Annotated in this window: 8 protein-coding genes and 1 other annotated feature; all 8 genes read left to right on the top strand. The window is 43.6% G+C overall.

The window, feature by feature from the left end; genetic code table 11:
• Positions 1 to 473, top strand: a 473-nt coding sequence (locus AB1466_06235; GenBank protein ID MEW6189681.1) for a PhoU domain-containing protein, incomplete at its 5' end; no start/stop codon positions are given.
• 14 nt (positions 474 to 487) lie between these two features.
• Complete coding sequence (locus AB1466_06230) at positions 488 to 1,177, top strand: YggS family pyridoxal phosphate-dependent enzyme (GenBank protein ID MEW6189680.1); 690 nt, start codon at positions 488 to 490, stop codon at positions 1,175 to 1,177.
• Positions 1,178 to 1,213: 36 nt separating this feature from the next.
• A complete protein-coding gene (gene sepF / locus AB1466_06225) occupies positions 1,214 to 1,687 on the top strand; it encodes a cell division protein SepF (protein ID MEW6189679.1) in 474 nt (157 codons plus the stop codon).
• Between the two features lie 202 nt (positions 1,688 to 1,889).
• A complete protein-coding gene (gene proC / locus AB1466_06220; GenBank protein MEW6189678.1) occupies positions 1,890 to 2,684 on the top strand; it encodes a pyrroline-5-carboxylate reductase in 795 nt (264 codons plus the stop codon).
• Positions 2,650 to 2,976 (top strand): YggT family protein, encoded by a 327-nt coding sequence (locus AB1466_06215; protein MEW6189677.1) that lies wholly within the window; start codon positions 2,650 to 2,652, stop codon positions 2,974 to 2,976. Before proC ends, AB1466_06215 begins: the two co-directional genes overlap by 35 nt.
• 27 nt (positions 2,977 to 3,003) lie before the next feature.
• Positions 3,004 to 3,759, top strand: a complete 756-nt coding sequence (locus AB1466_06210; protein MEW6189676.1) for a DivIVA domain-containing protein — start codon at positions 3,004 to 3,006, stop codon at positions 3,757 to 3,759.
• A 366-nt stretch (positions 3,760 to 4,125) separates the two neighbouring features.
• On the top strand, positions 4,126 to 5,082 hold the full coding sequence (corA, locus tag AB1466_06205) for a magnesium/cobalt transporter CorA (GenBank protein MEW6189675.1): 957 nt from the start codon (positions 4,126 to 4,128) through the stop codon (positions 5,080 to 5,082).
• A 275-nt stretch (positions 5,083 to 5,357) separates the two neighbouring features.
• Positions 5,358 to 5,678: a binding site (T-box leader), on the top strand.
• 102 nt (positions 5,679 to 5,780) lie between these two features.
• Positions 5,781 to 6,489: class I tRNA ligase family protein (locus AB1466_06200; GenBank protein MEW6189674.1), on the top strand; the 709-nt coding region annotated here is incomplete at its 3' end.

Here is a 6,489-nt window from a genome sequence, read left to right as displayed (position 1 = left end):
GAATATACCTGGCGATTAGCGATTATTTGGTGAAGCTTTCTCAAAAGCCTCTGACTAAAGATCAATCCCGAAAGTTGGCTGGACTCAATCACGTCATAACTGAAATCGAAAGAATAGCCGATCACATCAATAATATTGCACAGTTAGCTGAACATAAAATAAATCGGAATTTGCCTTTCTCTTCGAAAGCCATGGAGCAATTACAATATATGTTTTCCAAGGTAAAAGAGGTATACGATGATGTAGTCGTGGCTTTAAAAAATGAGGATAATGAGGTAGCTTATAAAGTGATACAGGGAGAAAGTGAAATCGATGATATTGAGAAAAAGCTTCAAGTCGATCATATTAAGAGACTTGAGGATGGTATCTGTCTACCCAAGGCGGGGATATTGTTCGTGGATGTTCTGAGGAACTTGGAGAGAATAGGCGATCACACTGATAGCATCGCCCATGTAATATTGGCTGAGTTTTGAAGGACGTTTAAGGTATGAGTTTGGTTATCGCCCAAAATTTAAGATCGATAAGAGATAGAATGGCAAAAGCCGCATCAAGGGTAGGTCGTAATCCAGCGGAAATAAAACTCGTTGCCGTGACCAAGAATGTCCCCGTCTCAGAAATCAATCAAGCCATCGAGGCAGGGATAACCGATATAGGAGAGAATAGAGTTCAGGAGATGAGGGAAAAATTCGGAAAACTGGGGAATGCGGCAACATGGCACTTCGTTGGACATTTGCAAACGAATAAAGTAAAGTACATTATAGATTTTGTGGAGCTCATCCAATCCGTTGATAGCTTGAGACTAGCCCAAGAGATACAGAAGCGTGCTCAAAGAGCAAATAGGATTCAGAAGGTATTGGTGGAGGTGAATGTCTCCGGGGAGGAAAGTAAATTTGGAATAGATCCTCAAAAACTCGTGAGCTTCATGAAAGAAATTGCAAAACTCGATTACATCGTGGTTAAAGGGTTAATGACTTTGGCTCCTTTGATAGAAGATACTGAGGAAACAAGACCGGTCTTCAGACGCTTAAGAAAGCTTGGAGAGAATGTGAAGGAATTAAATCTTCCTCGGGTTGAAATGGAGTACCTATCGATGGGCATGACCAACGATTTTGAAATAGCCATAGAAGAAGGTTCAAATATGGTTAGAATTGGAACCGGTATTTTTAAAGGTAATTAGGTAATACAATCCAAATATTAATGGTGAGGTGAGTATATGATGAGAAACCTGTTAAGAAAAGCGCTCATCTATTTGGGATTGGCCGAGGAAGATGAATATGAGGAATTTGAGGAGGAGGAAGATTATACGGATTTGTATGAACAAGCACCACCTTCTGTAAGAAGGATCGATCGCTCTCCGGATCTCGAGAGAACTCAGCGTGCTGCAGCGCTGCGAGCCATTGCTATGCCTCAAACGAAGGTCCATATCGTAGAACCCAGAAGTTTTAACGATGCTCAACAGATCGCCGATAAATTTAAGGCCAACATCCCTGTCATCGTGAATCTGCAGTTAGCGGATACCGATCTGTCAAAACGGCTGATCGATTTCGCCAGTGGTCTAACTTATGGATTGGATGGAGGAATGCAAAGGATTGCTGAAAAAGTATTCTTGCTCACCCCGATTAATGTTGAGGTCTCAGAGGCAGAAAAACGTAGATGGCAGGAGAGAGGACTCTTTAATCAATATTAATCAAGGAAATGCCATCAGTGACCTTAAATTGGTCAGCGATATTCGACGAGCGACTTTCGGAAATTTTTAACTGCTCATCGCTTGTTGCTAATCGAAAATCGAAATAAATCGCTGATCGCTTATTGATCTTAAGTAAAATCCATTGATGATTGGATTTGTTATGGAAGGACAAGAAACAAAGGGGATATCAAGGGAAAAGAGGGTGGCAATAATTGGTGTTGGCCAGATGGGTGAAGCTCTCCTCAAAGGTTTCCTGAAATCAGGTATCCTGAGTCCCGGTCAGATAATCTTGAGCGATATAAGGAAGGATAGGCTTTCTGAACTTAAGGCGAAATATCAGGTCGAGGTGGCAAAAGATAACATCAATGCTCTTGAAAAATCCGATGTAGTCATATTAGCCGTGAAACCCCAGCAGATAGATGGTGTTTTAACGGAAATAAGTCGGGTAATTAAGGAAAAACAGATTTTAATATCAATCGCTGCTGGGATAAGCACTAAACATATTTACGATAAACTGGACAAAAAAATACCCCTTGTTCGAGTTATGCCAAATTCCCCGGCTCTGGTGGGTGCCGGAATTTCCGTGACTAGTCCCGGTAGATATGCTACAAGGGAGAGCATAGATTTGGTTTCAAAGCTCTTTTCGGGAGTCGGCGAGACCATCCAATTAGATGAGAAGTATCAGAATGAGGCAACGGCCATCAGCGGTAGCGGTCCTGCATATTTCTATCTTTTCGTGGAGGCTCTCATCGATGCGGGTGTTAGGTTTGGACTCACTCGAGAGATAGCTACCAAATTAGTGGTTGAAACATTGATCGGAGCGGGAGCCATGTTAAAACAAACTGGGAAACATCCCGCATTGCTCAGGGAAATGGTTGCGTCACCAGGAGGGACAACCATAGCCGCTCTGGAAGCTTTCGAAGAAGGAGGCTTGCGAGCGGCTACCTTTAAAGCCATCGAAGCTGCGATCAAACGCGCTCAGGAATTGGGAGGTTAAAAGGCTGGTAGCAGTCATTCGGTTCATTGATTTTTCATTCACCGTCTACTTCTGGTTAATCATCGTTCGGATAATTTTTTCATGGATTCCACTTTCTTCGAGTGAATTTGCGGAGCGGATAAGGAGTTTTGTGTATGATATCACCGAACCTTACTTGAGATTATTTCGGCGATTGCTACCCCTGGTAAGTCTGGGTGGAATGGGTCTTGACTTATCACCGATTATTGCCATCATAGTATTACATTTTATACATAGGTTGGTTTTAAATATCCTATTCCAATTCGTGCTTTAAGCAAATCTCAAAGAAGGAGGAAGGAAGATGAAATTAACCCCCCTAGATATTCACCACAAAGAGTTTCGACGCGCAATAAGAGGTTACAATGAAGAGGAAGTCGATGCATTCCTTGATGAAGTAGCCGAGGAATTTGAGCGGCTCTTTAAGGAAAATATCGAGTTGAAGGAGCAGCTTGAGAAACTTCAGGAAAAGGTGACACAATACGAAAACATTGAACAGACTCTTCAGAAAACCCTCGTTACCGCTCAAAAGATGGCCGAGGAAGTTCAAGCCAACGCCAAGAAGGAAGCGGAGCTCATCGTGAAAGATGCAGAACTTAAGGCGAAGGCAACGATCCAGGATATACTAGAGGAGAAGCAAAACCTCCAAGTCACCTATAGCAATTTAAAACAGGCTGAGGAGGAGTTTCGCGCGAGATTTAAGGCAATGCTAGAATCTTACCTGAGTATGATAGCTGAGGCTGAAAAGGAATTGAAAGGTGAGGAAGTCGAAGAGATTCCCGCCGCTGAGGAAGAGATTGCTGAGGAGCATGTGGAGGAACTTGCTGAGAGGGCGGAAGAACTTGCTGAGGAGGAAGCAGTCAGGGAAGAACTCGAAACCCTGGTTTTTGAGCCGCCTGGGGAGGAAAGCGCCGCAGAGGAAGCAAAGATGGCAGAGGAGACTGAGACTAAAAAGGAGCCCAAGAAGAAGGGAAGCCGGGATATTGAGGAAATTTTAAAGAGATTACAAAAGGCTCCGAAACAGATAAGCAAGGAAAACGACATCCAAGAGATATCCTAGCTTTGAATTATGAAGAGAGATATATTGAAACTCTTTACTTCCATAAAAGTCTTTTAGAGTTTTGAGCCTACCTATGAGGGATTGAAAGTCATTAGTTTGTTATACCAGGGAAGCTTCTCGAAATGTTTTGAGCCTACCTATGAGGGATTGAAAGTCCTCCCTCTCCTCTTGTTGTAAATCCCTCGCACTCGTTTTGAGCCTACCTATGAGGGATTGAAACCCAGCATAAAAATCTGGTCTCAATGCAAATCGAGAACGTGTTCTACGAGAGTATTCAGACTTTTGTTGATAAACATTTTTGGCTGGGTTAGAATTTTGGTTAAGATGATATGCGAATATTTGTTCGCTTTATATATGAGGTGAAATTTGAAGCGGTTATTGGTTTATGAGCCGAAGATCGGGCTATTGAAATCCCCTCCCATAGATAAGATACCTTCTTATTTGAAGGAAGACAAGGTTTTCTGGCTGGACATAATTGATCCGGAAGAGGAAGACTATAATTTCCTCACCGAAGTGTTGAAAGTTCACCCCCTGGCGATCGACGAGATTGAAGGGGATTATAGTCTACCTAAGATCATAAACTTTCCCGATTCTTCTTTTATACTTTGGTGCTCTATTGACGGAGAAAAGAGGGGGGAACTAAGCCGCTTATACCTCGTTTTTAGCACCAATTATCTTGTCTCGGTTCACAGAGGATATGTCAAGGTGCTTGACCAAGTCTTTTCCGTCTGCAGTCGTGATGCAACTCTATTCCAACAAGGCACTGGGATGATCGTTTATACCATCCTTGATACTACAGTTGATAACTATTTTCTTCTGATAGATAGGCTGAGCGACGAGGTCGACGCTCTCGAGGACGAGATGTTTGGTGAACCGACACCGGCACAGGTGAGAAAGCTTTTTTCCCTCAAGCGAGAGATGCTCACTCTTCGAAAAATCAGTGCACCAGAGCGAGAGATTGTAAACGCGATTCTCAGACGCGACCTTCCCTTTATACAGCCGGCGGTGGAAGCCTATTACGAGGATCTCTACGATCACCTGGTGAGAATTATCGATTTGATCGATACCCTGCGCGAGATAATTAGTGGCGCAATGGAGATTTATCTCTCAACCATCTCTAATAGGCTGAACGTTATCATGAAAACCCTGACTATTATCGCAACCATTATGATGCCCCTAACTCTCATCGTTGGAATCTACGGAATGAATTTCCGGTTCATGCCCGAGCTGGAGTGGCGATATAGCTATTTTGTTGTGCTTGGGGTTATGGTTTTGATTGCGCTGGGAATGCTCTATTGGTTCCGGCGCCAAAAGTGGCTTTAGGGGAGGAAAAGGGAATTCTCCGAAGACAGTCTTACTTGGACTCAAGAAGAGGGAATTAGAATGAGATGGTGCAACGATAAACCATGAACAAAGATGCTTTAAAAAGCTTCCCAAGAATGTTTTTGGCGTATTAGAGTATTTAAAAGTGGTTTAAGAAAGTTTGACTACTGTTGAGTAGCACACCTATAAGGCAAGTTTCAGTGTTTACCTGGGTTGACAGTGGAATGGCATTGTGCTACTTTTTATCAAAATCCAAAATATCGAAGTATAATGGTTTAAAGGCTGCGAAGAGGACGAGTAGATTAGTGGTAGTTTAAAGCGAGCCGAGGACGGTGAAAGCTCGGTATCGAAAGCTAATTGAAAATCACCTCGGAGCTTCGGACCGAAAATTTGTTCACTATTTACCCTTCTTTTACATAGCTTTTCTGTGAACTGTGAACGAGATGAGTAGACTCCGACGGGTGCAACCGTTGCATTGCTACTAGCCAGAGGCCCGCCTGCCGGACGGGCAGGTGTGGCCAAGCTTAAGTGTCCCGTGTAAAATATCGGGGAAGCAAGGTGGTACCGCGAGGTAAAGACCCTCTCTCGTCCTTGACGTCTGAGAGGGTCTTCCATATTGGCTCCAGAGCTAACCAATTGAATTAGTACAAGTGTCATCGGAGAAGGTGAAAGACCAAAAAATGAAAGGTGCGGGAAAAGTGGATTACAAGGAAACATTGAATCTTCCCAGGACGGCATTTCCCATGAAGGCTAATCTGGCTCAGAGGGAGCCTGAGATACTCAAGTTTTGGGAAGGGGTGGATATATACAAACTCATCTTGGAGCAAACGAAGGATGGACCCGTCTTTATTCTGCACGATGGTCCACCTTACGCCAATGGGGATATCCATTTAGGACACACTTTAAACAAGGTCCTCAAGGATATCGTGGTCAAATATAAGTCCATGAGGGGATACTTTTGCCCCTTCGTGCCCGGTTGGGATTGCCATGGGCAGCCCATCGAGCACGAGGTGGAGAAAAGACTGGGTGTGGAGAGAAGCAAGATAAGCCGGATGCAGTTGAGGGAGCGATGTAAAAACTATGCTTTAAAATACGTCAACCGGCAGCGAGAACAATTCAAACGTCTTGGAGTGCGTGGAGACTTTAAAAATCCCTACCTCACCTTGGATTATAGCTACGAAGCCACCAACATCGAGATATTTGGGAGGCTTTATGGTCGAGGTTTGATTTATAAGGGAAAGAAGCCCATTTATTGGTGTTATAGGTGTGAAACCGCTCTAGCTGAGGCTGAGATCGAGTATGCGGAGGAAAAATCTCCATCGATTTATGTGAAGTTTCCCATCAAGGGCGATTTTGCTCCATTAGGTCGTCATAAAAAGTCCAAATTTGTGCTCATTTGGACCACCA

It is taken from the genome of Actinomycetota bacterium (assembly GCA_040755895.1).
Lineage (GTDB): Bacteria > Actinomycetota > Aquicultoria > Subteraquimicrobiales > Subteraquimicrobiaceae > Subteraquimicrobium.
The sequence above is the reverse complement of the archived record's forward strand: the minus strand, read 5'-3'. Positions and strand labels throughout refer to the sequence as shown.

What these genes read in the sequence shown, in the direction of transcription:
- AB1466_06230 (MEW6189680.1), top strand. Translation starts at nt 488, where the DNA reads ATGAGTTTGGTTATCGCCCAAAATTTAAGATCGATAAGAGATAGAATG.
- sepF (MEW6189679.1), top strand. Translation starts at nt 1,214, where the DNA reads ATGATGAGAAACCTGTTAAGAAAAGCGCTCATCTATTTGGGATTGGCC.
- AB1466_06210 (MEW6189676.1), top strand. Translation starts at nt 3,004, where the DNA reads ATGAAATTAACCCCCCTAGATATTCACCACAAAGAGTTTCGACGCGCA.